At 70.2% G+C, this 25942-nt stretch carries 17 protein-coding genes; 7 read left to right on the forward strand and 10 right to left on the reverse strand.

Annotated features, from left to right (window positions below; all coding sequences use genetic code 11):
• The 5 genes from clpB to dnaK form a co-directional block, all read right to left on the reverse strand.
• Window positions 1–2637, reverse strand: a complete 2637-nt coding sequence (clpB, locus tag FRAEUI1C_RS32060; protein ID WP_013427540.1) for an ATP-dependent chaperone ClpB — start codon at window positions 2635–2637, stop codon at window positions 1–3.
• Complete coding sequence (locus FRAEUI1C_RS32065; RefSeq protein WP_013427541.1) at window positions 2628–3086, reverse strand: chaperone modulator CbpM; 459 nt, start codon at window positions 3084–3086, stop codon at window positions 2628–2630. The genes clpB and FRAEUI1C_RS32065 overlap by 10 nt, the downstream gene beginning before the upstream one ends.
• A gap of 93 nt (window positions 3087–3179) precedes the next feature.
• Window positions 3180–4133: a DnaJ C-terminal domain-containing protein gene (locus FRAEUI1C_RS32070; protein WP_013427542.1), complete on the reverse strand. Its 954-nt coding sequence runs from the start codon at window positions 4131–4133 to the stop codon at window positions 3180–3182.
• A gap of 4 nt (window positions 4134–4137) precedes the next feature.
• Window positions 4138–4617, reverse strand: coding sequence for a nucleotide exchange factor GrpE (locus FRAEUI1C_RS32075; RefSeq protein WP_232425194.1), 480 nt, complete (start codon window positions 4615–4617; stop codon window positions 4138–4140).
• Window positions 4618–4845: 228 nt separating this feature from the next.
• Window positions 4846–6759 carry a molecular chaperone DnaK gene (dnaK, locus tag FRAEUI1C_RS32080; protein WP_013427544.1) on the reverse strand — a complete coding sequence of 638 codons (1914 nt, stop codon included), beginning with the start codon at window positions 6757–6759 and terminating at the stop codon, window positions 4846–4848.
• Window positions 6760–7156: 397 nt separating this feature from the next.
• On the opposite strand from dnaK, the gene FRAEUI1C_RS32085 reads away from it, so the two are divergent.
• The 5 genes from FRAEUI1C_RS32085 (at window position 7157) to FRAEUI1C_RS32105 (ending at window position 14216) form a co-directional block, all read left to right on the forward strand.
• Entirely contained in the window at window positions 7157–8158 is a 1002-nt protein-coding gene (locus FRAEUI1C_RS32085) for an SRPBCC family protein (RefSeq protein WP_013427545.1), read from the forward strand.
• A gap of 81 nt (window positions 8159–8239) precedes the next feature.
• On the forward strand, window positions 8240–9412 hold the full coding sequence (locus FRAEUI1C_RS32090) for a zinc-dependent alcohol dehydrogenase (RefSeq protein ID WP_013427546.1): 1173 nt from the start codon (window positions 8240–8242) through the stop codon (window positions 9410–9412).
• 235 nt (window positions 9413–9647) lie between these two features.
• A complete protein-coding gene (locus FRAEUI1C_RS42330; RefSeq protein WP_232425195.1) occupies window positions 9648–12101 on the forward strand; it encodes an aldehyde dehydrogenase family protein in 2454 nt (817 codons plus the stop codon).
• Window positions 12102–12165: 64 nt separating this feature from the next.
• The gene (locus FRAEUI1C_RS32100; protein WP_013427548.1) at window positions 12166–12429 is read left to right on the forward strand and encodes a UBP-type zinc finger domain-containing protein; all 264 of its coding nucleotides are present in this window, start codon (window positions 12166–12168) and stop codon (window positions 12427–12429) included.
• 65 nt (window positions 12430–12494) lie between these two features.
• Window positions 12495–14216, forward strand: coding sequence for an FAD-dependent oxidoreductase (locus FRAEUI1C_RS32105; RefSeq protein WP_013427549.1), 1722 nt, complete (start codon window positions 12495–12497; stop codon window positions 14214–14216).
• Between the two features lie 31 nt (window positions 14217–14247).
• On the opposite strand, the gene FRAEUI1C_RS32110 is transcribed toward FRAEUI1C_RS32105, so the two are convergent.
• The 3 genes from FRAEUI1C_RS32110 to FRAEUI1C_RS32115 all read right to left on the reverse strand — a co-directional run bounded on the left by FRAEUI1C_RS32110 (window position 14248) and on the right by FRAEUI1C_RS32115 (window position 17438).
• Window positions 14248–15501: a baeRF2 domain-containing protein gene (locus tag FRAEUI1C_RS32110; protein WP_013427550.1), complete on the reverse strand. Its 1254-nt coding sequence runs from the start codon at window positions 15499–15501 to the stop codon at window positions 14248–14250.
• Window positions 15470–16585 (reverse strand): C40 family peptidase, encoded by a 1116-nt coding sequence (locus FRAEUI1C_RS42245; protein ID WP_013427551.1) that lies wholly within the window; start codon window positions 16583–16585, stop codon window positions 15470–15472. Before FRAEUI1C_RS42245 ends, FRAEUI1C_RS32110 begins: the two co-directional genes overlap by 32 nt.
• A 79-nt stretch (window positions 16586–16664) precedes the next feature.
• A complete protein-coding gene (locus FRAEUI1C_RS32115) occupies window positions 16665–17438 on the reverse strand; it encodes a sulfite exporter TauE/SafE family protein (protein WP_013427552.1) in 774 nt (257 codons plus the stop codon).
• Between the two features lie 585 nt (window positions 17439–18023).
• Between FRAEUI1C_RS32115 and FRAEUI1C_RS36875 the strand changes: the two genes are divergently transcribed.
• Window positions 18024–20408, forward strand: a complete 2385-nt coding sequence (locus FRAEUI1C_RS36875; RefSeq protein WP_198318660.1) for a GGDEF domain-containing protein — start codon at window positions 18024–18026, stop codon at window positions 20406–20408.
• A 119-nt stretch (window positions 20409–20527) separates the two neighbouring features.
• A complete protein-coding gene (locus FRAEUI1C_RS42335) occupies window positions 20528–21235 on the forward strand; it encodes a group II truncated hemoglobin (RefSeq protein WP_232425196.1) in 708 nt (235 codons plus the stop codon).
• Window positions 21236–21549: 314 nt separating this feature from the next.
• Here the strand turns inward: FRAEUI1C_RS42335 and recD2 are convergent, their stop codons facing one another.
• Both recD2 and FRAEUI1C_RS32130 read right to left on the reverse strand, forming a co-directional pair.
• Window positions 21550–23772: an SF1B family DNA helicase RecD2 gene (gene recD2 / locus FRAEUI1C_RS32125; RefSeq protein WP_013427555.1), complete on the reverse strand. Its 2223-nt coding sequence runs from the start codon at window positions 23770–23772 to the stop codon at window positions 21550–21552.
• Between the two features lie 506 nt (window positions 23773–24278).
• Window positions 24279–25445, reverse strand: coding sequence for an IS3 family transposase (locus FRAEUI1C_RS32130; RefSeq protein ID WP_013427556.1), 1167 nt, complete (start codon window positions 25443–25445; stop codon window positions 24279–24281).
• Window positions 25446–25942: the final 497 nt, after the last annotated feature.

Below are 25942 nucleotides of genomic sequence, written 5' to 3' on the forward strand. Positions count from 1 at the left end.
TCAGGCGGCGAGGCCGTGGTGGGCGGTGGCCTTCTCGTAGTTCACGTCCAGCTCCCCGTCGTGGGCGTCGATACGCACGACACCGCCTTCGGAGACGTCGCCGCGGATGAGCGCGCGCCCGACCTGGGTTTCGACCTCGTGGGAGATGTACCGGCGTAGCGGGCGGGCGCCGAACACCGGATCGAAGCCCTTCTCGGCGATCAGCCGGCGGCCGGCCTCGGCCAGCTCCAGGCTGATCTGCCGTTCGGCGAGCCGGTGGCGCAGCTCCTCGAACTGCAGGCCGACGATCCGCTCGATCTGCGGCAGGGCCAGCGGCCGGAACAGGACGATGTCGTCGATCCGGTTGAGGAACTCCGGGCGGAAGTGCCCCCGCAGCTCCGCCATCACCCGGGCCTCGGCGTCCGGCCTGATCTGGCCGTCCGTGTCCACCCCGTCGAGCAGGTACTGCGAGCCGATGTTCGAGGTCATGATGATGACGGTGTTGCGGAAGTCGACCCGATGGCCCTGGGCGTCGGTGATCCGGCCGTCGTCCAGGATCTGCAGCAGGACGTTGAACACGTCCGCGTGCGCCTTCTCGATCTCGTCGAAGAGCACCACCGAGTACGGCTTGCGCCTGACGGCCTCGGTGAGCTGGCCGCCTTCCTCGTATCCCACGTAGCCGGGGGGAGCGCCGACCAGTCGGCTGACGGTGTGCCGCTCCTGGTATTCGCTCATGTCGAGGCGGACCATGTGTTCCTCGGTGTCGAAGAGCGCTACCGCCAGGGTCTTCGCGAGCTCGGTCTTCCCGACGCCGGTCGGGCCGAGGAACACGAAGGAGCCGATGGGCCGGCGGGGGTCCCGGATCCCGGACCGGGCCCGGATGACCGCGTCGGCGACGAGCGTGACAGCCTCGTCCTGGCCGACGACTCGTTCCCGCAGGATCTCGTCCAGGCGCAGCAGCTTGTCCCGCTCGGTTTCCTTGAGCCGGGTGACCGGGATACCGGTCCAGACCGCGACGATCTCGGCGATCTCGTCCTCGGTGACGACCTCGCGCAGCAGCCGCTGCTCGCCCTGCTTGGCGGCAAGCTGTTCCTCCTCGGTGGCGAGACGCCGTTCCAGCTCGCCGAGGCGGCCGTAGCGCAGTTCGGCGGCCCGCTCGAGTTCGTAGGCCCGTTCGGCCTCCTCGGCCGCACGGCGGACGCGTTCGATCTCCCCACGCAGCTCCTGGACCCGGCGGATCGCCTGGCGTTCGGCCTCCCATTGGGCGCGCATCGCGTCCGCCTCGGCCCGCACGTCGGCGAGCTCCCGGCGCAGCTGGTCCAGTCGCGCCTGGCTGGCCGGGTCGGTCTCCTTGGCCAGGGCCGCCTCCTCGATCTCCAGTCGGGTCACCCGGCGGCTGGTCTCGTCCAGCTCAGCGGGCATCGAGTCGATCTCGGTCCGTAGCCGGGCGCAGGCCTCGTCGACCAGGTCGATCGCCTTGTCGGGCAGAAACCGGTCGGTGATGTAGCGATGACTCAACGTCGATGCGGCGACGAGCGCGCGGTCCTGGATCTTCACCCCGTGGAAGACCTCGAACCGCTCGCGCAGGCCGCGCAGGATCGAGATGGTGTCCTCCACGCTCGGCTCGTCCACCATGACCGGTTGGAAACGCCGCTCCAACGCGGCGTCGGACTCGACGCGCTTGCGGTACTCATCCAGCGTGGTCGCGCCGATCATGTGCAGCTCGCCGCGGGCCAGCATCGGCTTGAGCATGTTCCCGGCGTCCATCGCCCCCTCGGCGGCGCCGGCGCCGACCACGGTATGCAGCTCGTCGACGAACAGCAGGACCCGCCCCTCGGCGGCCTTCACCTCGGTCAGCACGGCCTTGAGCCGTTCCTCGAACTCGCCGCGGTACTTCGCTCCCGCCACCAGCGAGCTCAGGTCCAACGCGAAGATGGTCTTGTCGCGCAGGCCCTCCGGCACGTCCCGGCGGACGATCCGCTGAGCCAGGCCCTCCACGATCGCGGTCTTCCCGACGCCTGGATCCCCCAGCAGCACCGGGTTGTTCTTCGACTTGCGGCTGAGGATCTGGATCACTCGGCGGATCTCCGCGTCCCGGCCGATGACCGGGTCGAGAGTGCCGGTCCGGGCCAGCTCGACGAGGTCCCGGCCGTACTTCTCCAGCGCCTCGTAGGCGCCCTCCGGAGTTGCGGAGGTGACCCGCTGGTGGCCGCGGATCCGGGTGAGCGCGGCCAGGAAGGACTCTCTGGTGACGCCATGCTCATGCAGCCGCTGGCCGGCGGGGGTGGCGGTGCCCTCCTCGGTCAACGCGAGCAGCAGATGCTCCACCGACACGTACTCGTCCTTCAGCCGCCCCGCCTCGCGTTCGGCCGCGTCCAGCAGCCGGGCCAACCGCTGGGTCACGAACACCTGCCCGGGCGCGGCGCCGGGGCCGGTCACCTTCGGCCGCCGGGCCAGGTCGGCCTCCAGCTGGGTGCTCAGCGCGGCGACATCGGCCCCGGCCTCGTTGAGCAGCCGTGAGATCAGCCCGTCGGGCGCCGCCAGCAGGGCGGCGAGCAGGTGCTCGCCGTCGACCTCGGTGTGCCCGAGCGCGGTCGCCTTGGCCTGCGCCGCAGCCAGCGCCTCCTGGGACTTCTGCGTCAGCCGGTTCATGTCCATAGTCGTCCGCTCCTCGCGTTGCTGGCTTCCAGCACCGACCGGACCCGCGGGGAGGTGCTGCCGCCGAGGGCGGCTTCCAGCGCGTCGATGCGGTCGAGCAGATCGAGCACGAGGCCGATGGCGGCGTAATTCAGGCCGAGACCGGCCCGTAGCCGCCGGATCCGGGCGATGGTCGCTGGAGCGTCCGGCGGGAACCACAGGGTGCCGGCGGCGTCGCGGGAGGTGTCCAGCAGGCTGAGCGTGGCGAACTGGCGGACCAGTTCGGGATGCAGCCCGGCCCGGTCGGCGACCGTCTCCAACGTGAGCCAGTTGGCGACGCCGAACCGTGGTTGGGCCTGGCTTCTCGCGCTTACGGTGCCGCGGCGCGGGCGGCGGACCAGCGCCAGCGGGTAGCGGCGGGAGGCATCGGGCCGGGACCCCCCACTCTCCGGTTGGCAACGGGTGCTCATCCTCGCCTCCTTACTGTCACGCCCGGACACAAGTCCCGCCGTGAGTCACGGCTGGCCACCTGGCCCCGATCGCGTTCTGATCAGGTGCGGCGTCTATGTCCGCGGATCGAACGTGGAGATCGCGGCCAGTTCTTCGAACAGCGCGCGTTCGCGGTCAGTCAGCTTCGCCGGGACCATCACGCTGACCTCGGCATACAGGTCCCCGGGCGAACCCCGCGGGTTGGGCATGCCCTCACCGCGCAGGCGCAGCCGCCGGCCGGACGACGAACCGGCCGGGACGTGGACCTTGACCTCGCCGCCTGGAGTGGCGACGGGGACGGTCGCACCGAGCGCAGCCTCCCAGGGCGAGACCGCCACGGTCAGGTGGATGTCCCGCCCAGACAGCCGATAACGCGGATGCGGCATGATGCGCACCCGCAGGTACAGATCCCCGGCCGGGCCCTCGCCGCTGGCGCGCCCGCCCTGCCCGGCCAGCCGGATCCGCTGCCCGTCCACCACCCCGGGCGGGACGGTCACGGTGTAGCCCCGCGCGCCCTCAGCGCCAGCGAGGGTCACCTGACGGCGGCCGCCCCGGTACGCCTCCTCGACGCTCAGCGCCAGCTCGGCCTCCTGATCGGCGCCGGGAATCGGACCGCTCGCCCCCCGTGCGCCGCGACCCGCTCCGAACAGGTCTCCGAACAGGTCCTCGAAGCCACCGCCACCGCCGAAGCCCGCCTCGAAGCCCGGCGTCACCCGGACCCGCTGGCCCGAGCCCCCGCGTCCGGCGCCGGCACCCCCGAAGCCAGCGCCGACGCCGGCGGCCACCCGTTCGTCGTAGTCCTCGGGTATGCGCCGGAAGTCCGGCCCGAACCGGTCGTACCGGCCCCGGGTCTTCGGGTCCGACAGCACCTGGTAGGCGTCGTTGATCTCCTTGAAACGCTCCTCCGCTGCCGGATCCTTGTTCACATCCGGGTGGTAGCGGCGGGCCAGCTTCCGGTAGGCCTGCTGGATCTCCTCCGTCGACGCGTCGCGGCTGACGCCGAGAGCCTCGTAATAATCCTGGGCCACGGCGTCACTCCGAGGGCTTGCTGACGGCGACGCCTACCGGGCGCAGCTGCCGGCCGGGCTCGCCGTAGCCGGGCCGGAGCACGGTGACCACTGTGCCCGGCGGCTTGCCCGGCTCGTCGACGAGGCTCACCACGTCATGCCTGGCAGGGTCGAAGGGCACGCCGACCTCGTCGTGGCGTGGGTAGCCGAGCCGGGCCAGCACGTCGACCGCCTGGTCGCGCACGGCCTGGACGCCGGTCAGGATCGATTCCGGGTCGGCCCCGGCATGGGCCAGCGCGAGCTCGAGGTGGTCGAGCACCGGGAGCCAGGCCGTGGCCGCCCGGACGCGCTCGGCCTCCCGTTCCCGTTCCACCTCCCGGGCGCACCACTTACGTTGGTTGTCGAGGTCTGCGAGGGCTTGCCGCCAGCGGGCCATGAGCTCCTCGATCCGCGCGGCGAGCGCCGCCGGCTCCTCTTGCCGGTCGACTCCGGCGGGATGCTCCACCCCGGCCGGCTGCTCGCCGCCAGCAGGCCGCGCCTCGCCTACCGGCCGATCGACGGCTGCCGACGGGTCCGCGCCCGTGGGACGGTTCCCACGTGGATGATCCTCTCCGGTTCCTGATGGTGGCCGAGGGGCAGACGTCATCGCTCAGTCCTCCGCTCGCTCAACGCTCCCGGTCGCCTCGTTCGCCCGTTCGCCTCGCGGGACGGTTCCGCGCGCCCGCTCCTAGGCTCAGCTCCGGTCGAAATCGGCGTCAATGACGTCATCCGGGCCGCCGGGCGGCGGCTGCCCGCCGCCGGCCGCACCGCCGGGACCCGGCTGGCTGCCCCCGCCCGGCTGGCCACCGGCGCCCGGCTGGACGCTCGCCAACGCGTGGTAGAGCTGTTGGAGATCCGAGCTGAGTGACCGGATCCGGTCGAGCGGCGCTTCCTCCTTGACTGCCTGCCGAGCGTCGGCGATGAGCATCTCGGCGCGGGCCTTCTCGTGCGCCGGTGCGGCTTCGCCGAGGTCCGCCAACCGGCGCTCGACCTGATAGGCGACCGAGTCGAGTTCGTTACGGGCGTCGATCGCGGTGCGCAGCGCCTCGTCCTCATTCCGGTGCCGTTCGGCCTCGCCGATCATTCGCTCGACCTCGCTCTTGTCGAGGGTCGAGCTCTCCGTGATGGTGATCTTCTGCTCGGCTCCGGTGTCCTTGTCCCGTGCGGTGACGTTGAGGATGCCGTTGGCATCGATGTCGAAGGTGACCTCGATCTGGGGCTCGCCGCGCGGGGCCGGCCGGATGTTCTCCAGCCGGAACCGGCCCAGCACCCGGTTGTCCGTGGCACGTTCCCGCTCGCCCTGCAGCACGACCACGTCGACAGCGGACTGGTTGTCCTCCGCGGTGCTGAACACCTCCGATCGCCGAACCGGGATCGTGGTGTTCCGCTCGACGATCTTCGTCATCACGCCGCCGCGGGTCTCCAGGCCCAGCGACAGCGGGGTGACGTCGAGCAGCAGCACGTCCTTGACCTCGCCCTTGAGTACCCCTGCCTGGATCGAGGCCCCGAGCGCCACCACCTCGTCCGGGTTGACGCTCATGTTCGGTTCCTTGCCGCCGGTCAGCCGCCGGACCAGCTTCTGCACCGCTGGCATCCGGGTGGCGCCGCCGACCAAAATCACCTCATCCAGGTCGTTCGCGGTGACCTTGGCGTCCTCCGTCGCCTGGTTCACCGGCCCCATGGTCCGTTCCAGCAGATCGGCGGTGATCTGCTCGAACGTCGAGCGCATGACCGTGGTCGTCAGGTGCGTCGGCCCGGACGCGTCCGCGGTGATGAACGGAAGGTTGACCTGGGTCTGGGTCACCGAGCTCAGCTCGACCTTCGCCTTCTCCGCGGCTTCGAACAGCCGCTGCAGCGCCTGCGGATCCGCGCGCAGGTCGATGCCCCGCTCACGCTGGAAGCCGTCCGCCAGGTGGTCGACCAGCCGGCGGTCGAAGTCGTCCCCACCCAGGTGGCTGTCGCCGGCGGTCGAGCGCACCTCGACCACCCCGTCCCCGACGTCCAGGACACTCACGTCGAACGTGCCGCCGCCGAGGTCGAACACGAGCACGGTCTCGTGCTGCTTCTTGTCCAGGCCGTAGGCAAGCGCGGCCGCGGTCGGCTCGTTGATGATCCGCAGCACCTCCAGGCCGGCGATGCGACCGGCGTCCCGGGTGGCGGTGCGCTGCGCGTCGTTGAAGTAGGCGGGCACCGTGATGACCGCTTCGGTGACCTTCTCGCCGAGTTGCTTGGCGGCGTCGTCGGCGAGCTTGCGCAGCACCTGTGCGCTGATCTCCTCCGGCGAATAGAGCTTGTCCCGTACCTGGAAGCGGACGGAGCCGCTGGGGCCGGGTACGACGTCGAAGGCAACCGCCTTGCTTTCCTCGCTGATCTCGTCATAGTGCCGCCCGACGAACCGCTTCGCCGAGGAGATCGTTCCCTTCGGATTGAGAATCGCCTGCCGTCGGGCCAGCTGACCAACGAGCCGCTCCCCACCCTCCGTGAACGCGACCACGGACGGAGTCGTCCGCGATCCCTCCGAGTTCGGGATGACCCTCGCTTCACCACCTTCCCACGCCGCGATCACCGAGTTGGTCGTGCCCAGGTCGATACCTACTGCCTTGGCCATGAACCTGCCCCTAGCTGGGAGCGAGCGGAAACGGTCAGAAATCGAACGCGGCCACCACGGGCCGTCCAAAGATCCCGGTTAGGGATGTCCTGACTAAGCCAGTCAGACGAAGCCGGTCACACCGCCCGATATCGGCCTAGCGGGTGTTACCCGCGGGTTCGCCATGCACTGCCCTCCCCAGCTCGGCGACACCCAAACTTTGAGCCAGATCGCGCATCGTCGATAGACATGACGCCGGTCCGCGGCCCAAGTGGATCCCGTTTCGATGAGCGCCCGGCCACGGCCTCGCGCCGGGGGGCGCCGAGTCGATCGGAGCCGCCGCGTTTTGTGGACGGTGGGCACGGAACCCCCCAAGTGGAGGGCTCACGCCGCCGGTGGCACAAAGGCAGGAGAAATCATGAACACTCGGCTGCCGCACCACGACGGGCAATTCCCGAGCAGCGCGAGCAGCCGGAGCGGACAGGCGAGCCAGCCTGGACGGCCCGGGGCGGAGTCGCTTCGCAGCGCGCTCGGCTGGTTCAGCCTGGGGCTCGGCGCCGCCGAGATCAGCGCCCCGCACTCGCTGGCCAGAACGCTCGGCGTCCACAACTCGGCCACGAACCGGTCCATCCTCCGGCTGTTCGGCGTCCGGGAGGTCTCAGCCGGGGTCGGGGTCTTCGTCAGCCGACGCCCGGCACGGGCGCTGTGGGGTCGGGTCGCGGGAGACGTGCTGGATCTCTCGGCGCTCGGGCTCGCGTTGAGCCGGTACCGCCTCCATCCGCGGAGCGCGGCTCGGCTGAGCGTCGCCACCGCGGCGGTTGTCGGCTGCACGGTGCTGGATGTGATCGCCGCCTGTAAGCAGGCCGCCATGACCGAGGCGGAACGCAGGACGGGTGGGAACAGGCGCCCGGTGCACGGGACGGCGACCGCGACCATCCGGCGGTCTCCGGCGGAGCTCTACAAGGCCTGGCATGACTTCGAGCGCCTGCCGAGGTTCATGTACCACCTGGACTCGGTGCGCGTCGTCGACGGGCATTCGCACTGGAAGGCCAAGGGTCCGGCGGGGACCCACGTCGAGTGGGACGCCGAGGTTGTCGAAGACCGCCCGGACACCCTGATCGCCTGGCGTTCCGTCAACGGGTCGCAGATCGACAACGCCGGCTGCGTGCGGTTCGTCCCGGCACCCGGCGACCGGGGCACCGAGGTCCACGTCAGCCTCGATTACCACGCGCCCGGTGGCCCCGCCGCCGTGGCGGTGGCGAAGCTTCTCGGCGAGGAGCCCGGCCAACAGATCGCCGATGACCTGCGCCGGTTCAAGCAGATCATGGAAGTCGGCGAGATCGTCCGGTCCGAGGGGAGCCCGGCGGGTGCTCGGGCGTCCAACCAGCTCCACCAGCGTCCGGCCCAGCCGATTGGCTGATGGCGCAGAAAGCCCTGGACCGGTTCCTGGACCCCGAACCGGCTCCGGACTGTCCGGTACGCCAGACAAGAGGGGAACATCATGCGCGCCAACTGCTGGCTGGGAAAGGGCAACGTCGACGTTCTGGACGTGCCCGAACCGCGAATCCTGAACAACCACGACGCGATCGTCAAGGTCACGAGCACCGCGATCTGCGGATCAGACCTCCATCTGTTCAACGGCTTCATCCCGACGATGAAGAAGGGCGACGTCCTCGGTCACGAGTTCATGGGCGAGGTGGTCGAGGTCGGTCGCGAGGTGAAGAACCTCGCGGTCGGTGACAGGGTCGTCGTCCCGTTCCCCATCGCGTGCGGCCGGTGCAACGCCTGCCACGAAGGGGCATACTCAGTCTGCGAGAACTCGAATCCCAACGCCGGTCTGGCCGAAAAGATCCTCGGGCATGCGCCGGCGGGAATCTTCGGCTACTCGCACATGCTGGGCGGCTATCCGGGCGGCCAGGCCGAGTACGCTCGCGTCCCGTTCGCCGATGTGGGGCCAGTCAAGGTCCCAGCCGGGCTGGATGACGAGCAGGTTCTCTTCCTGTCGGATATTCTCCCGACCGGCTACATGGGCGCCGAGATGTGTGACATCAGCCCAGGCGACGTCGTCGCCGTCTGGGGGGCCGGCCCGGTGGGCCAGTTCGCCATCGCGAGCGCGTTCCTCCTGGGCGCCGAGCGGGTCATCGCGATCGACCGCCTGCCCTACCGGCTCCAGATGGCTCAGGAGAAGTCGGGTGCCGAGCCGGTCAACTACGCGCACAGCGACGTCCGGGAGGAGCTGCTCGAACTGACCGGCGGGCGCGGCCCGGACGCCTGCATCGACGCCGTCGGTCTCGAGGCGCACCATGCGTCGCCGCCGGCCTACGCCTACGACCGCGCGAAGCAGGCGACCCGCCTGGAGACCGACCGCCCCTTCGCGCTCCGGCAGGCGATCCGCAACTGCCGCAACGGCGGAACGGTCTCCGTCATCGGCGTGTACGGCGGCTTCGTCGACAAGTTCCCGATGGGATCGCTGATGAATCGTGGGCTGACCCTGCGGGCGGGGCAGTGCCACGTTCAGCGGTACACCAAGCCGCTACTCGAACGTATTCAGGCCGGTCAGCTCGACCCGAGCTTCGTCATCACCCACCGGATGGCCCTTGACGACGCGCCTTCCGGGTTCGAGACCTTCCTCAACAAGGAGGACAAGTGCGTCAAGGTTGTCCTGACGCCCTGACCGCCGCCACACGGCGCGTCCCGCCCGGCGACGCAGGAACTCGCCGGCTCACCCACACCTGAGACACATTCCAAAGGGATCCGCCATGACCACGACCCGGTCGCCGACCACCGGACCGGACCCGGTCGTCCTGGTCTGTGACCCGGGGTCGTCTAGCCTGCGGCTGGTCCTGGCCGGGCCCGAGGACAAAGTCGTCGCCAGCCGCCACATCGAACAGCCGCCTGGATCGCCGGCAGTGGCCGTGGCGGTCGACGAATTCCTCAACAAGGTCGTCGCGCGGCCGGTGCGCGCTGTGGGCTACCGGCTGGTGCACGGCGGCCCGGCGCTGACCAGGCCAGCTCTGGTGGACGACGAGGTGCTGCGTGCGGTCAGGGCGGTCGCCGGCCTGGCGCCGCTTCACCTGCCGCCCACGCTCGACCTGCTGGACGACCTGCGGCGCAGGCTGCCGGACGTGCCGCACGTGGTCTGCCCGGACACCGCGTTCCACCGGGGGCTGCCGGTGGTAGCGGCCACGCTGGCGCTGCCCGCCCCCTGGCGGGAGAAGTACCACCTGCGCCGTTACGGTTTCCACGGGCTGTCCTACGCCTGGGCGCTGCGGCGCACGGGGGACCTGCTGGGTCGGCGGCCGGATGGATTGCACCTCGTCATGGCCCACCTGGGGGGTGGCGCGTCGGTGACCGCGGTCCGGGACGGCCGCAGTGTCGACACGTCGATGTCGATGACGCCGCTGGATGGCGTGCCCATGTGTACCCGGTCGGGCGCGATCGACCCCGGTGTGCTGCTGTGGCTACTCGAGGACGACCGGCTGACCCTGCGGGAGGTCACCGACGGCCTCTACCACCGGTCGGGTCTGCTCGGCCTGTCCGGCCTCTCGGACGACACCCGGGACCTGGTCGTCGCCGCGGACTCTGGCGACGAGGCAGCGTGCCTGGCGCTTGATCACTACACCCACCGGCTCTGTCGCGAGATCGCGGCGGCGAGCGCCAGTCTCGACCGCCTCGACGCTCTCGTCCTCACCGGCGAGATCGGATGGGACCAGCCCGAGATCCGCACCGTTGTGTGCGCGGGCCTGGGCATTCTCGGGGTCCAGCCGCCCGTCCGCGACCGGCTCGACGCCGATGGACCGGTAAGCGCGCCGGACGCCCCCATCCCCGTGCTGGTCATCGAACCCCGCGAAGACCTCGAACTCGCACGCGAGACCTTCGCCGCCCTCGATGCCCGTGAGGATCGGGGCGCCCCTAGAACGTCGAGGAGGGAACAGCCCGTGCCTACCGCTACCGCCGTCCGGCACAGTCCAATTGCCAGCATAAACCCATATAACAACGAAATAATGCGCGAATTCCCTCCCATGCCCGAGCAGGCCGTCGACCACGCGGTCCGGGAGGCGCATCAGGCATTCCCGTCCTGGCGCGATACCAGCGTTGACGAACGCGCCGCGCTGGTCGGTCGAGCCGCACAGCTGATGCGTGAGCGCGCCGAGCAGTTGGCCCGGCTGGTGACCCGTGAGATGGGCAAGCTCATCCGGCACAGCCGCGTCGAGATTGACCTTTCGGCGCGGATCCTGCAGTACTACGCCGACAAGGCCCCCGTGCTGCTCGCCGACGATCCTTTGGATTTCAAGGATGGTTCGGCCACCATCATCAATGACCCACTGGGGGTGATCCTTGGCGTCCAGCCCTGGAACTTCCCGGTTTACCAGACCGTCCGGTTCGCGGCGCCCAACCTGGTGCTGGGGAATACCGTTCTACTCAAGCCCGCAAGCAATACGCCACAGTCGGCGCTAGCCCTCGAGCAGCTGTTCGCGGACGCGGGCGCGCCACGGGGCGTGTACACCACCCTCCTGGTTCCCGGGCGCGAGGTCTACCGGGTGATCGAGTCTGAGGTCGTTCGGGGCGCGTCGCTGACCGGAAGCGACCGGGCCGGCGTCAGCGTGGGTGAGACCGCCGGGCGAAACGTGAAGAAGAGCGTCCTCGAGCTGGGCGGCAGCGACCCGTTCATCGTGCTCGATGACGACAACCTGGACCGCAGCGTCGAGGCGGCGCTGGTCGGCCGTCTGCACAACATGGGCCAAAGCTGCGTGAGCGCCAAGCGGATGATCGTGATATCCGAGGTCTTCGACCGGTTCGTGACCGCGCTGGCCGAACGGATGCGCGGGCTGGTTCCAGGTGACCCCGTCGACGAGGCCACCACGCTGGCACCGGTGTGCTCCGAGCAGGCCGCCCAGACGCTGGTGGACCAGGTCCGCGACGCGCTGGACAAGGGAGCGACCGCGGTCGTCGGCGGCGGGCACGCCGACCACCCCGGAGCCTTCGTACAACCCACGGTCCTCGTCGGCGTGACGCCGACCATGCGCGCGTTTCGCGAGGAGCTGTTCGGACCCATCGCGGTCGTCTATCGCGTACAAGACGATGACGAGGCGGTCTCCCTGGCGAACGACTCCCCTTACGGTCTCGGCGGTGCGGTGTTCAGCAGCGACATCCCCCGGGCGCGGGCAGTCGCCAGCCGGATCGAGAGCGGGATGGTGTGGATCAACCATCCGACGTCCTCCGAGCCGGAACTGCCCTTCGGCGGCATCAAGCGGTCCGGCTACGGCCGGGAGTTGTCCCACCTCGGCATCAAGGAGTTCGCCAACCGGAAGCTGATCGTGACGATGGGGACGGACGCGCCGATCACCGACGCCCTGGGCTGATGCCCGCTCGGGCGGTGCGCCCCTGCTCACTATCTCGGCCTGACTCTCCTTGTGGGAGAACATGATGACCACCATCAGTGATCCGCATCTCCGTCTGGTGCGTCCCGTCGAACCGCTCACCCCACAGGGGTGCGCCGAATGCCTGCGGATCGGCTCTGCCTGGGTGCACCTGAGGCTCTGCCTGACCTGCGGTCATGTCGGATGCTGCGACTCGTCGCCGCTGCGGCATGCGCGGGCCCACGCGCACGCGATCGGGCATCCCGTCGTGCAGTCGTTCGAACCGGGCGAGGACTGGCGGTGGTGCTACGTCGACGAGGTCTACGTCTGACGACGAGGACCACTGTGGGTGAAAGGGACAGGGGTCACCGACTCTAATCGCGAACGGGGGATCCGATGCAGCCGAGCCAGGAGAACACCGGAGGCGCTGGGCCGGCGGGTGCCGGGCAGATCACCGAGACGCCGGACACCCACGGGGCCTACCCGCGTCTGGGTGTCGACCAGCTCGCCTCGCTGGAGGCCGTCGGCCGGCGCCGTCCCACGGCGGTCGGGGACCTGCTGTTTCGGGAAGGCGACCGGACGACCGACTTCGTCGTGGTGCTATCCGGTCTGGTCGCTTCCGTCGATGGCTATGGGACTGCGCGGGAACGGCAGATCAGCCTGCACGGTGACCGTCGCTTCCTCGGTGAGCTGGGCCTTCTCTCCGGACAGACGGCCTTCACCTCGGTGGTGGTCCGGACAGCTGGCGAGATCCTCAGCGTCCCACTGGACCGGCTGCGGCGGCTGGTAGCGACCGATCCCGGCCTGGGAGATCTGGTACTGCGGGCCTACCTGGTGCGCCGCTGGCTCCTCATCGGTCTGGGCGCGGGCCTGCGCATCATCGGGTCGCGCTACAGCACCCGGGCCCGCCTGCTACGGGATTTCGTCGCGCGCAACCGGCTGCCCCACCAGTGGGTCTGTCTGGAAAGCGACCCGTCCGCGGAGGAGTTGCTGCGTACCCTCGCCGTCGAACCGGCGGACACCCCGGTGGTCGTCTGGGGACGGCGGGTGCTGCGCAACCCGAGTATCGCGCAGCTCGCGCAGGCGGTCGGACTGCCGCCGCCCGCCCATCCGGGATCGACCTGGGATCTGATCGTCGTAGGCGCCGGCCCCGCCGGCCTGGCGGCATCGGTCTACGGCGCATCTGAAGGACTGGCGACCGTCACGCTGGACTACCTCGCCACTGGCGGGCAGGCCGCCACCTCCCCCCGGATCGAGAACTATCTCGGGTTCCCGTCCGGTATCTCCGGCGGTGACCTGGCCGAGCGGGCGGTCCTGCAGGCGGAGAAGTTCGGGGCCCGCCTCAGCGTGCCCTCCCGGGCCGTCGCCCTCGGCCGCAAGGACGGGCTGCACCAGGTAACCCTGGACAACGGCGAGACGCTGGCCGCGCGGGCCCTGGTGATCGCGACCGGAGCACGGTACCGGGAGTTGACCGTGCCCGGCCTGCAGGAGTTCGAAGGCACGTCCGTCTTCCGCGCGGCGACGCTGGTCGAAGCCCAGACCTGCCGGGGCGATCCCGTCGTCGTGATCGGCGGCGGCAACTCGGCCGGACAGGCGGCGCTGTATCTGGCCCAACACGCCGGCTTCGTGCGACTGTGCATCCGCCACAATGATCTGGGCCGCGACATGTCGCGGTACCTCGTCGACCAGATCGTCCGCACCCCGTCCATAGAGGTGCTCCCGCACCGAGAGATCAGCGGTCTGCGCGGAGAAGTCACTCTAGAGGCCGTGATCCTCGAGGACAAGCAGACCGGCACACAGGAGGAGGTGCCCGCCCGGGCCCTGTTCCTGTTCATCGGTGCCCAACCACACACGGACTGGCTCGCCAATCAGGTCGCGCTCGACGACCGAGGATTCGTCCGCACGGGAGTGGACGCCGAAGCGGCCGCCGAACCGAGCATGGCCGGCGACGGATCGCCCGATCCCTGCCCCCTGGTGCTCGAGACCAGCCGGCGCGGGGTGTTCGCGGTCGGAGACGTGCGCAGCGGATCGGTAAAGCGGGTGGCCTCCGCGGTCGGCGAAGGCGCGATGGCCGTCCGCCTCGTCCACGAACGGCTCTACCGGACCCGGCCATCCTGACCGGTGGGAGGCTGGCGCCGGATTTCCGCTCCTAGCCGGGAGTCGGAAGGGTGTAACGCAGCAGCGCGCCGACCCGCTCGGTCGGCGATTCCGGCACATCGGCCGGGACGCTGTGGACGGCGGCTCCGGTGCCCACCGCGGCCCGGATGAGCGCATCCACCAGCCCAGCCCGAATCGGGTCGGCGACCGCCGGCAGGTCCGCGGGATCCAGCGCGACCTCGCTGAGATCTGGACCGATCCAGGCCGGCGCGCCGGCCGGAACCCCTTCGGCCAGCAGCAGGTCGCTCACCTGGGCCAGGCGCAGGGCCGCGGCCGTAGCCCGCGGCCCGTCAGCGGCATCCAACGCGATCCCCCCGGATCGCTGCCCACCCCCCGGCTCCGCGGAACCCGAGCCTTGCGGGTGGCCGGCGCCCGCCGCGGACACCGATCCGAGGGATCTCGGAGCTGTCCCGCTCGCCGCCCCGACCAGCGAGGTCGCGCGGCGGCGATACTGCTCGAACTCGCCCAGCAGGCTCGCCGTGCGCCTGGTCTGCTGCTCGGCGAGCACGTCCATGACACGACCAGCCAGATGGTCGTCGGACCCATCCCGGGCGCGGCTACCCTCGACGACCACGACCCTGGTCGCGACCTCGACGGGCAGCTTCTCGCGGACCAGCGAGAGCTCCTTCGGATCGCCGGCCAGGATCACCACCTCGGCGGCGATGTCGTGCGCGGCCCGGACGATGCGATCCGCGTCCTCCTTCGCCCCGTGCTTCCAGTGCTCCTCGACGCGGTTCTCATAGCGTCGGCGAGCCCAGCCTCCGGTACGTGCCTTGTGCCATGGCGGCCGGGTGGTGTCCTGAGAGACGCCACCGGCCGGCAGCGGACCGTCGGTGTAGGCGAGGACATCGACCCCGCGCCGATCGACCAGGGCGATCACGTGCGGAATCCGACCTTCCGCCCAGTCCAGCAGCGGCAGCAGGTGCGGCAACGGTCCGACCGCGACGACGTCGACATCCGACCGGCCAGGAAGCCATCGCGCGAACGGGACATGCGCGGACCTGCCTTCGCCGACGGCCACGACCACCCGCGTCCCACCCTCACGGTAACGGGGGTCGCCCCGCTCGGCGAGCAACGCATCGCGGGTAGCCGGCCCGACACTCTGGCCTTCGAGATCGGCGAGGATGTCCCTCCACCGCAGGACGTAGAGACGGGCGGCGTTCTCACGGACCGGATCGGTACTGGCGTACACGGTCACGACCTGACCATCGAAGTCATACAGGCTGCGCAGCTCGCTCACGTCCATGAGGCGCTCCTCGGCAGGCGACAGAAGCGGTAAACCGATTCGACGCTGCAGGCGAGCGCCTCGACAAGGACACCCGCGGGCAGCCCATCGGATACCTACCTGGAGAGGTGCGCCTTGAGCGCGGGCCCAAACCTGCCCGCCACGCTGGCCGGCCGGTCTGATCCGCCCCGGCTGCGTCACCCCGCTGCCATGCGCCGCCCGCGCAGTCGACAGCGCATGCCTCGGTCGGCCTCGCATCCCGAGATCGCCGCGCCGGCCGGCGGGTTGTGCCCCCGTCGGTCAGGGCAGGGCGTGGAAGGCATCGAGCAGCGTCATCCCGCCGGGCCTGGCCCGGCTGGTGTTGGCGTCCCGGCACATGATGATCAGCCAAGGTGCGGGCGGTGCCAGCCCCTGCGGTGCTCATGCTGCCACTACGACCCGGCGACCGGCCTACTCGCTCCCAGGTAGACCTCGGATCCCCATCGCGCGCCCACAATCGTCGGGAACGGTTCGACGCGGACATCGGCGCCCACCTGGGGAGCGTCGACCATCGTCGCCTGCCGCCCCGCATGCCGAGGTAGATGCCTACGTGCGTGACATTGTTCGCCGCACTACCGAAAAACACCAGGTCCCCCGATTGCAGCGGCGTCCCGCCCGGGAGAAGCGGTCCGGCGTCGTACTGGGTCTGCGCCGTACGTGGGATCTGGATGCCCGCGGCGGCGTAGGGCGCGTAGGTCAGGCCGGAGCAGTCGAATCCGGGATCGCCGTTGCCGCCCCAGACGTAGGGCTTGCCGATCTGCGCGCAGGCGAACTGGACCGCCGCGAGCGCCACGCTACTGAAATGATCGGCTCCGGACTGAAAGGTCGCCTGAAATGTCGAGCACGCTACTGAAGTGTTCGGCGTCGGTTCAGAACTCAGCACGCAGAGCACTCGCGTGCTCGCTCCGACGGTCCTGGATGTTGCTCCACCGGCTAGACGCGAGCCGTCACGGTCGCCGAGCACCAGGACAGCCACGAACCCGAACACGATCGGGGCCACTGCGGCTGACTCGTGTTCAGCGGAGCGCCCGACTCGTCGGCGTCTCGGCCGGTCAGCGTCGAACATCCACAGTCCGCCGAGCCCAGACACCCCCAGCGCAGGGTGTCCGGGGCTCCTTTGTGCCAGAGCAGATTTCGCGACCGGGTCAGGTGGCCTCGGCCAGGTACAGGGTGGCGAGCGCGATCGCGAGGGCGCCGAGGGTCAGTTGCAGGGCGGTGTTGGGGAGTTTGGGCTGCAGGCGTGCCCCGAGGTAGCCGCCGGTGAGGCCGCCCGCGCCGCAGGCGAGGCCGAGTGCCCAGTGGGGGGCGATGTTGCCCGGGGTCGTGAGGGCCAGAGCGGCGTAGGTCGCGGCTCCGGCGATCGAGGTGACGAAGGTGGAGGCGAGGGTGGCGGGGGCGACCGTGGCGACGGGCATGCCGCGGCCGACGAGGATCGGGCCGAGGATTGATCCGCCGCCGATGCCGTAGACGCCGCCGACGAAGCCGACGGCCAGTGCCAGCAGTGTGATGGCTCGGGGCCCGACGGGCGGCCGTTCGCGGCGGCGGGGGGCCCGCAGCGTGCGCGCGCACAGCCAGAGGCCGAGGGGCAGTAGCAGGCAGGCCAGCAGTACGTGGAACAGGGCGGCTCCTGGCGCGTAGCGGACTCGTACGACCGCGCCGAGCACGACGCCGGGCAGCGTGCCCGCGACCAGCCGGCGGACGAGCGCACCGCCGAGCTGCCTCTGCTGGTGGTAGCGCAGCAACGATCCCGGTGTGGCGATCACGTTGTACAGCAGGTTCGTCGGGGTCACCGCCGGGCTGGGGACAGACAGCAGGTCGAGTTGGACCGGCAGCAGGAACACCGCGCCCGAGACCCCGACCGGCGCCGTCACTATCGCGAGCACCAGACCGGCCACGAACCCGAACACGATCGTCGTCAAACCGGCTGACTCCTCTCGAAGCGGACCCGACCGAGTCGTCCGCACCTCGGCATCTCGTCGCCGACCCTTCCACGGTCCGGCGAACAGTGGCGGTGTCGGAGGCGTCGCGCCGCCGGGTCCGACAGGTGTGTCCCGTACCCGAGGGAGGGCAACGGATCGCGCACGTAGGCGGCGCAGCCCGCCGAGCCGAGGAGGCGCTGCACGGGCAGCAACACGGGCCGCTCGCTTGCGGCCGGGTGACACCTCCGGCCCTGGGCCGCTGGACACACACCCGTCGGCCAGACCGGGCCGTGACCGGGGCGGCATTGACGACGGACAGACGCGCACTCGCCGGCGGTACCTCTACGACGGGACCGTACGGCTCTGGGATGTGGAAGGCGTTTTGACGATCGGATCTTGCTCGCTCTAGCTAGGCCTACGATGACCTCAGATCCCCTTGATCGTTACTTAGGGTATCCGATCTGTGCTGTTGGGTCATTTTCATGCGCGTTGGCCGGCCCGTGCGGGGAACGGCATTTGAAGAGCGGCGTTCGGCCGGGGTGGGCGTCGGCATGCTCGGGAGGGCGGGAGCGTATGGGTATCGGCGTGCCCGTCGGACTGCTGGGTGATGGTCGAGCGGCGAGGTGGTTCGGCTTCGGGGTCGCCGCGTACGCCCTGGCGATGGCGGTCTGTGTGGTGGTGCTGCCAGCGGCTGCGCAGGACGTGGTGGTGCGGTACACCGGCTCGGTCGCGCTGGGGGTGTCGTGCTGGGTGTGCGTGGTGACGGCCCGGCGATGGCGTGGCGTGGAGCGGTGGTGGCGTGCGTTGATGGCCGCGACGCTGCTGGGTGGCGTGGCGGTGAGCGCGTTGCAGTTGCTGGGCTATCCGCGGTCGTCCCGGACGCTCGTGGAGCCAATCGGTCTGGCCGCGCTGGTGGTGCTGGCGTGGCTGGCGGCGCTGGTCGGCTTGCTGCTCTACCCGTCGGACCCGTTCGACGTGGCGATCCGCGGTCGGCAGGGACAGCGCGGCCAACGCCTCCACCTGATCACCACTTTGGACGGCCTGCTGGTGGCCGGGGCCGTGTCGTTGCTGGCCTGGATCCTGATCCTGCGAGGGGCGGTCCACGCAAACACCGATGCGTCAATCTTGCTGTTCTACTTCGCGACGACCGCGGTCGGAACGGCGCTCGTCGTGGTGGTCTTCCTGATCGCGGCGTTCCGCCGCCCGCGGCGCCCCTTCGGCCTGCTGCTCCTGGGTACGGCGCAGGTCGCGTTCACGGTCTACTCCCTCGGCCAGGTCCGCGCGCAGATCGAGGGCCGGCCCGAGGATCTGGGCGTGGCCGATCTCGCGGTCGTCGTCGCGCCGCTGCTGGTCGCGTGGGCGACCTTGCTCCCACCGGTGACGGTCGCCGGTCGGGACGGGCGGGTGGCGGCGGGCCAAGGCCCGGTACTGCGCCGTTGGTGGCATGTCCTGCTGCCGTATGTGCCGCTGGTCGCCGCGAGCGTCGTCACGCTGCTGGATCTGGACGCTAGACGTGGTCTGACCCCGGAACTGTGGGCGATGCTGGGCCTGCTGGTCCTCGCCCTGGCCCGGCAGCTGACCACGTTGACGGACAACGTGCGGCTCATCGCCCGCGTCGAGCAGGACCAGATCGCGCTGCGCCACCAGGCTTTTCACGATCCGCTGACGGGTCTGGCGAACCGGGCGCTGTTCAACGACAGGCTGGCTCAGGCGCTGGCCCAGCGGGCACGCTCGCCGACCTCGGTCGCGGTGCTGTTCTGCGACCTGGACAACTTCAAGCACGTCAACGACGCGCTCGGCCACGCCGCCGGCGATGACCTGCTGTGCGCGACGGCCCGCCGACTCCTCGGATCCGTCCGCACCCGAGACACCGTCGCGCGGCTGGGCGGTGACGAGTTCGCGGTCCTGCTCGACGGGCAGACCGGCGACCCGGTCGCCGTGGGGCGCCGGATCACCGACACCGTGTGCCGGCCGGTCAGCCTCGCCGGCTGCGATCACGCGGTGCGCGCCAGCGTCGGCCTCGTGATAGCAGACCGGGACGCCGGCCCGGTCGCCGCCGAGACACTGATCCACCGCGCCGATATCGCCATGTACGCGGCGAAAGCCGGGGGCACGGGCGGGCTGACGGTCTACGACCCGACCGCGATCGCGCCGGACAACACCTCGGCGCTGTACGCGGCGCTCGGCGCCGCCCTACGCGGCAACCCCGATGGCGGGGAGCTCGACGTCGACTACCGGCCCGTCGTCGCGCTCCCGGGGGGCGCGACCGTCGGGCAGCAGGCCCGGCTCACCTGGACCCACCCCAGGTTCGGCACGGTCGAGCCGAGCGACATGCTGCCCACCACCCTCGCGGACGGTCTCGCGCCCACCCTGGAACAGCTGCTGCTGTCCCGCGCCTGCACCCACGCCGCCGACCACTGCCACCGCACCGGCGACCTCCTACCGGTCCACGTCCCGGTCGCGGCCCGCCTGCTCGCCGACGACACGGTCACCGGCGAGATACGTGGGGCGCTCACGACCGCGCAGCTGACGCCGCGGGCACTGGTCGTCGAGCTGTCCGCGACCACGAGGACCCGCGAGCTACGCACGGCCGCTCCCACGCTGCGTCACCTACGGCGCCTGGGTGTACGGATCTCGCTCACCCGGCTGGGCGCACCCGACACCACCCTCGACGCGCTGCACCTCCTGCCCCTCGACCTCGCCGTCCTCGACACGTCCCTCACCCACCCGCCCAGCAGCACTGAGGAAGGCCGCCGGGCGGACCTGGTGCTCACTGCCCTGCTCGACCTTCTACGCGGCCTCGGGGTCGCCCTCGCCGCGACCGTCGACAACGCACGCGCCGCCCACCGCGCCCACCAGCTCGGCTGCGCCTTTGCCACCGGCCCCCCGTTCGGCGACTGGCAACCCGACCCACACGACACCCGCGCGACCAGCCGGCGGTGTACCGAGACAGAACCCCGTCGAACGTGACACGGGCCGTCCGCGCACCGCTGTGGCAAAGGCCGAGACCGCGTCGTCGGGTCGTCGTCTTCGGGTCTGGCATCGTGGAGTGCAGGACGCCGCCTCGTGCCAGCCTCGGGAGAGTGATCGTGGGTTCTTCGCTCTACGCCGAGGTCGGTGGTCTGGACGGGCTGCGGCGGCTGTCCCCGGCGTTCTACGACCGGGTCCTGGCTGACGAACTGCTCGCACCCGTCTTCGCGCATTTCACGCCGACCCACCTCGATCACGTCGCGGTGTGGCTGGGCGAGGTGTTCGGCGGGCCGGAGGACTTCTCCGCGACACTCGGCGGCCATCAGGCCCTGTTGCGCAGCCACCTCGGCCTCGGGATCCGCGACGAGCATCGGCGGCGCTGGCTGGAGCTGATGGCGCACGCGATCAGCGAGATCCTGCCCGGCCAACCCGAGCTCGCCGCGACGCTGATGGCGTACTTCGAATGGGGCACGGCCATCGCCCCAGGACATCTCACAGAACCCGGCCGGCGCCGATCTCGGCGAACCCGGCCCCACCCCACGCTGGGGACACGAGGGCCTCGTCCACTGACCTGGCCGGCACCGCGATTGCGCCCGGCGCCGTGCCGCTGGCAGCAGGAACCCGCGCTGACTGCCGGCCGGGTTCCCTACGACGAGGGCGGTTGCCGTACGACGTCGCCTATCCGTACGCGGCAGGAGACGGTTGCCGCTGGGTCCCTGCCCGTTCCTGGTCGGGTCGGATGCTGGCGGCGTCGAGGCGGAATGAAAACGGACGGGCTGGGAGTTCGACGTTCATCGCAGTCTCGACCGCGGAGAGCAGATCATTGAGCCGGCCGCGGTGAAGGACGGCACCTGACGGAAGTGTCGCCCACCAGGCGGCCTCGTCTGGCGCGCGTCCGAACGGGACGACCGGCGGCTCAGGCATCTTGTAAGCGTAGCGGCTTCGGCACGCTACGACTCGCGCAAGCGCCTGCTCTGCGATGGCCTGTGGCTGGGCCGCGGGCCGACCCTCCGTGGCGGGTGCGGCAGCACGGCGCGGCGGCCGAAGGCCGCCGCTGAAGCCGTACAGCAAGTTCGCGACGATCAAAGCCCGCGCGATTTGTCCGATCCCAGGTGATGCTTACTGGCCTGGGTCGGCCCGTTCACGGGGCGGTCTGGTGCAGGCGGTGAGCGAGGCGGGTGTAGCGGCGGCCCGCGGTGGCGGTGTGGACGGCGCGGCTGATGGCTTTGGTCGATCCGACGAGGACGACGAGTTTCTTGGCGCGGGTGATGGCGGTGTAGAGCAGGTTGCGTTGCAACATCATCCAGGCGCTCATCGTGACCGGGATGACAACGGCCGGGTATTCGCTGCCCTGGGAGCGGTGGATCGTCAGCGCGTACGCGTGGACGAGCTCATCAAGCTCGGTGAAGTCGTAGCTGATGGTCTCGCCTTCGTCGGTGCGTACGGTGAGGGTCTGCTCGACGGGGTCGAGGGCGGTGACGACGCCGAGGGTGCCGTTGAAGACACCGGCGGCGCCTTTGTCGTAGTTGTTGCGGATCTGGCTGACCTTGTCGCCGACCCGGAACACCCGCCCGCCGAACCGCCGCTCCGGCGTGCCGGGCCGGCCCGGGGTGAGCGCCTCCTGGAGCAGGCCGTTGAGCGTGCCGGCTCCGGCGTGGCCGCGGTGCATGGGCGCGAGGACCTGGACATCGGCGCGGGGATCGAGGCCGAACCGGCGCGGGATCCGGTTCGCGACCACGTCCACCGTCATGGCCGCGGCGTCCTCGGCTTCCTCGCAGGCGAACAGGAAGAAGTCCGCCATGCCCTTCACGTGGGGGAACTCGCCGGCGTTGATCCGGTGGGCGTTGGTGACGACGCCTGACTGGGCGGCCTGGCGAAACACCTGCGACAGCCGGACACGCGGCACGGGGGTGCCGTCGGCGAGCAGGTCACGCAGTACCTGGCCGGCACCGACGGACGGTAGCTGGTCGACGTCCCCGACGAGCAGCAGATGCGCTCCTGGCGCGACGGCGCGGGCGAGCTTGTTCGCCAGCAACAGGTCGAGCATGGAGGCCTCATCGACCACCACCAGGTCGGCGTCCAGGGGGCGGTCGCGGTCGTAGGCGGCGTCGCCGCCGGGGCGTAGCTCCAACAGGCGGTGCACGGTCGCCGCCGGGTGGCCGGTCAGTTCGGTGAGCCGTTTCGCGGCCCGACCGGTCGGCGCGGCCAGCAGCACCTTCGCCTTCTTCGCCGTCGCCATCTCCACGATCGCCCGGACCGTGAAACTCTTCCCGCAGCCCGGCCCCCCGGTCAGGACCGCGACCTTGCAGGTCAGGGCGAGGCGTACCGCCTCCCGCTGCGCCACAGCCAGCTCCACCCCCGTCCGGCCCTGCAGCCAGCGCCAGGCCGCGTCCCAGTCCACCGTGGTGAACACGCCGAGCCGGTCGGTGTCGGCGTGCAACAGACGCCGCAGCTGGCCGGCCAACGACACCTCGGCCCGGTGAAACGGCACCAGGTAGTAGCCGACGACCGGCACCGCCGGGTCCTCACCCGGCAGCTGTTCGCGCACGACCCCTTCCTCGGTGACGAGCTCGCCGAGGGCGTCGATCACCTGGGCGACCTCGACGGTGAGGATCTTCGCCGCGTCGGTGAGGAGCCGCTGCTCGGGCAGGTAGCAGTGCCCGTCGTTGGTCGACTCCGACAGCGTGTACTGCAACCCGGCCTTGATCCGCTCGGGGGCGTCGTGCGGGATACCGACGGCCTGGGCGATCGTGTCCGCGGTCTTGAACCCGATGCCCCACACCTCGCTCGCCAGCCGGTACGGCTCCCGGCGGACCACGTCCACCGACCCGTCCCGATACTTCTTGTAGATCTTCACGGCGAGAGACGTGGACACACCGACGCCTTGGAGGAAGACCATCACCTCTTTGATCGCCCGCTGCTCGTCCCAGGCGGCGGTGATCGCCTTCACCCGTTTCGGGCCGAGCTTGGGAACCTCGATCAGCCGGCCAGGCTCGGTGTCGATCACATCGAGGGCGTCGGCGCCGAAGTGGTCGACGATGTTCTCCGCGAGCCGCGGCCCGATCCCTTTGATCAGACCGGAGCCGAGATACCGGCGGATGCCCTGCACCGTCGCTGGCAGGACCGTCGTGTAGTCCTCGACCTGGAACTGCCGGCCATGCTGGGGATGACTACCCCACCGGCCCCGCATCCGCAGGAACTCACCCGGCGCCGCCCCCAACAGCGACCCGACGACCGTGACCAGATCACCACCCCGGCCAGGATCGACCTTCGCGACCGTGTACCCGGTCTCCTCACTGGCGAACGTCACCCGTTCCAACGTCGCGTCCAACAACGTCCACCGCGCACCATCCGACCCCGGCACACCAGCCCCACCAGGCCGCCCACCACGACGCTGCGGCGACGGACCCGCCACGCCCGCCGCAGGGGCCGGGGGCCGCACCGCAGGCCCCACCGACGCCAACCCGGCCTCCAAACCCTCCGACACCCTCCGAATCATCCCGGCATAGACGCAGGTCACCGGAAGCGGGTGCGTGTCGAGGCTGCCGCCGTCGACCGCACGCCGAGCCCGGGGGCTGTCCGCACGCACGAGGGGTGGCAGCCTTCGTGTTGCTCATAAGAAAAGAGGCCGCATTCGTCCAAAGCAGCGCAGATTCGCATCTTGGTGAGACCGTCCGGCCGGGGACGCCCAGCAATGCGGGTTACCGCGAGCCGGGACAGCGGCCGGCGCCGCCTCACTCTTGCGGAATCTGTGGTGCCTAGCGGGCCAGTTGCCCGCGATCGATAGTTCGGGCGGGCAGCGAGCGGCTGTGAGCTTGGCCCCTGAGCACGGACACCTTTGAGGGCGCCCCCGTTGCCTGGACACGCTGGTCAGGAGTTCGCGGTCGGCTGGTGGGTCGCGGTTTCGAACTGTAGCGGGGTCTGCCAGTGGAGGGCGGAGTGGCGTCGGCGGCGGTTACAGAACCCCTCGATGTACTCGAAGATGGCGTTGGCGAGTTCGACGCGGGTGTTCCAGCGTTGCCGGTTGAGCAGCTCGGTCTGCATGCGCCCCCAGAACGCCTCCGCGACCGCGTTGTCGTAGGCATCCCCGACAGTGCCCAATGACGGTAGGAGCCCGGCGCGATGGGCCCGTTCGGTGAAGGTCCACGAGGTGAACTGGGTGCCGTGGTCGGCGTGGATGATCCCGCCGGGGATCTGCCCGTCGCCGCTGCTGCGGGATTCGATCGCCATCCCGAGCGCCGAGGTCGCCAGTTCGGCGCGGGCTCGTGAGTCGATAGCCCAGCCGACGACGCGGCGGGAGAAGACGTCCAACACGACGCAGCAGAAGACCTTGCCTTCCCGGGTCGGGTGTTCGGTGATGTCGGTAACCCACAGCTCGTTCGGCCCATCGCGGTGGAAGTCGCGCGCCACCAGGTCCGAGACCGTCACCGACGACGGCACCTTCTTCGCAGCCCGGCGCAGTGGCAGCCCGGCGAGGCCGGCTCTGCGCATCAGGACCGCGACCGTCTTACGGGACACGACCAAGCCCTGGCCGAGCACGAGCTCGGCGCGGACGCGGGGCGCCCCGTAGGTTTGCCGTGGCGCCTCGAACACGGCGGTGATCTGGTCGGTCAGCCAGGCCTGGCGGATCGCCCGGGCCGACGGCGGCCTGTTCTTCGCGTCGTAGAACCCGGAACGCGACACGCCGAGGATCAGGCAGGCCTGTTTCACCGGCACGCCCTCAGCGGCGAGTTCCGCCGCGAGAGCGAACCGTACTTTTGGGGGCACCACCTGCTCCACCGCGGCCGCCGCCTTCCGCAGAATCCTCACCTCGTTCTCCAACTCGACAATCCGCGCCTCGGCGGCACGCAGTGCGGCGGACTCGACCGCCTTCGCCGACCGCGGCGCCACGCCGGCCTCGATCAGCTGCTGCGTTCTCCAGCCATGCAGGCAGGACTCGGACATGCCCAGCGACGCGGCGACCTGCGCCACGGAGCGGCCCGAGGCGACCAAGTCCAAGGCACGACGGCGGACCTCCGGCGGATACGGCTTCGGCACGATCAACAGCCTCCAACAAGCAGGCAGCCGAACCGCCGAACTCCTCACAGGCGTGTCCGCAGAACAGGGGCAACATCAGTCCGGCCCACATCCACCAGGTTCGAGCCGGCTCTGCGTTTTGAAGGACGTAGACGTCGGTTCCTCGCGTACTCCTCTCCAACTCGCTCGCCAGGCCCGCACCATCTGGCAGTGCTGACACGTCCTGGCTTTGTCAGTGCTGCTCCCACCCTCCCCGGCACCACCCGGACCAGGCTGCCCCCAGCTACAATCAGCCTGCTGCGACAGGCCAAAGGCGAAGGTCTTTCACCCCCACTCGAAACACAGCGCCTCGTGGCGCACAAAGCCAAACAAGAACGTCAGACCCACCACCGCAGCCATGATCACCGTGACTGCGTGAAACGCAAGACCACGCGCCTCAACCCGCGGCGGCGCGGTCACCGCGCACGACCCGGGAGCTCGAAACCAGCCTCCAGGACCAGCGTCCCGACGGAAAGCGC

The sequence above is a fragment of the Pseudofrankia inefficax genome, from assembly GCF_000166135.1.
In the GTDB taxonomy this organism is placed as follows: Bacteria; Actinomycetota; Actinomycetes; order Frankiales; family Frankiaceae; genus Pseudofrankia; species Pseudofrankia inefficax.

Coding starts and splice junctions, on each gene's coding strand:
- clpB (WP_013427540.1), bottom strand. CDS start 2,637: ATGGACATGAACCGGCTGACGCAGAAGTCCCAGGAGGCGCTGGCTGCG.
- FRAEUI1C_RS32065 (WP_013427541.1), bottom strand. CDS start 3,086: ATGAGCACCCGTTGCCAACCGGAGAGTGGGGGGTCCCGGCCCGATGCC.
- dnaK (WP_013427544.1), bottom strand. CDS start 6,759: ATGGCCAAGGCAGTAGGTATCGACCTGGGCACGACCAACTCGGTGATC.
- FRAEUI1C_RS32085 (WP_013427545.1), top strand. CDS start 7,157: ATGAACACTCGGCTGCCGCACCACGACGGGCAATTCCCGAGCAGCGCG.
- FRAEUI1C_RS32090 (WP_013427546.1), top strand. CDS start 8,240: ATGCGCGCCAACTGCTGGCTGGGAAAGGGCAACGTCGACGTTCTGGAC.
- FRAEUI1C_RS32100 (WP_013427548.1), top strand. CDS start 12,166: ATGACCACCATCAGTGATCCGCATCTCCGTCTGGTGCGTCCCGTCGAA.
- FRAEUI1C_RS32105 (WP_013427549.1), top strand. CDS start 12,495: ATGCAGCCGAGCCAGGAGAACACCGGAGGCGCTGGGCCGGCGGGTGCC.
- FRAEUI1C_RS32110 (WP_013427550.1), bottom strand. CDS start 15,501: ATGGACGTGAGCGAGCTGCGCAGCCTGTATGACTTCGATGGTCAGGTC.
- FRAEUI1C_RS42245 (WP_013427551.1), bottom strand. CDS start 16,585: ATGTTCGACGCTGACCGGCCGAGACGCCGACGAGTCGGGCGCTCCGCT.